Origin of the sequence: Kitasatospora sp. NPDC056446, from assembly GCF_042796115.1 — a bacterium.
Taxonomy (GTDB): domain Bacteria; phylum Actinomycetota; class Actinomycetes; order Streptomycetales; family Streptomycetaceae; genus Kitasatospora.
Map to the genome: position 1 here is coordinate 1 of NZ_JBHTRF010000253.1, position 1,104 is coordinate 1,104.

The 1,104-nt window shown below is 67.4% G+C and carries 1 pseudogene; it reads right to left on the bottom strand.

Features of this window, described 5'->3' with window-relative positions:
• Nucleotides 1-23: 23 nt before the first annotated feature.
• Nucleotides 24-1,027: pseudogene (locus ACFQ6N_RS41090) on the bottom strand (IS5 family transposase).
• Between the last annotated feature and the right edge of the window lie 77 nt (nt 1,028-1,104).

Sequence of the window (1,104 nt, forward strand, 5' to 3'; positions counted from 1 at the left end):
CTAGGGCGCGTATTTGGTTGTGATCAATGGACGGTGCTGGTGAGGTCCTTGATCCAGATCATCGCGCCGCGAAGGTGGAGGCCGGCGAGGTAGCTCGCAGGGGTTTTGTCGCAGCGGGTGGCGATGCCTCGCCAGGCCTTGAGCTTGTTGATCAGGCGCTCGACGGCGTTGCGTTCCTTGTAGAGGTCGGCGTCGTGGCCGACGGGCCGCCCGCCCCTGCTGCCCTTCTTCTTCCGGTGGGCGGCCTGGTCCCGCTTCTCCGGGATGACGGCTTTGATACGGCGTTTGCGCAGGTGGGCGCGGTTGCCGCGGGACGAGTAGGCTTTGTCCCCGGCGACCGCGTCGGGTCGGGTGCGAGGTCGGCCGACGGGCCCGCGGACGCGGACTTTCTTCAGCACGGGGATGAACTGCGGGCTGTCGGCCGCCTGCCCCTCGGTCAGGATGAACGCCAACGGACGGCACTTGCGGTCACCTGCGACGTGGACCTTGCTGGTCTGCCCGCCCCTGGAGCGTCCGAGCAGGGCTTCCTTCAGGCGGAGTTTGCGCCGGCGTCGGATGCGTCGCCGTTCTTCCCGTTCTGCGTCGTCGACGGCTTCCTGCCCGGCTTGTCCCTCCGAGCCGCCCCCTTTTGCCGGGTGTTCTCCGCTTCGTCGGCGGCCTTCTCCAGGGCGGTCAGCGTGTCGGGGTCGAGGTGCATCCCAGCGGCGTCGTGGTGGGCCCGGACAGTCGTGGAGTCCACGCTGACCAGGGACAGGTCCACGTCGCCGCGCTTCGCGGCCTCGGCGATCACGCCTTCCAGCAACGCCTCGAAGACGCCGGCGTCACGCCACTGACGAAAGCGGTTCGAGACGGTCGACCAGGCACCGAACTCGCGCGGCATCTCCCGCCACTGCGCGCTCGTCCTGAAACGCCAGATCACACCCTCAAACTGCTGCCGCAGCCGCTCGGGGTACGGGCCGTACTCGCCGATCGGCAAGTACGGCCCGATGAACTCCCACTCGGCATCCGATAGTTGCGCTCGCGTCACGCAACATGGTCTACCGGATCAGGGCCTGCCCACGCAGGCGAATCACGCAAATTGATCACAACCAAATACGGGCCCTA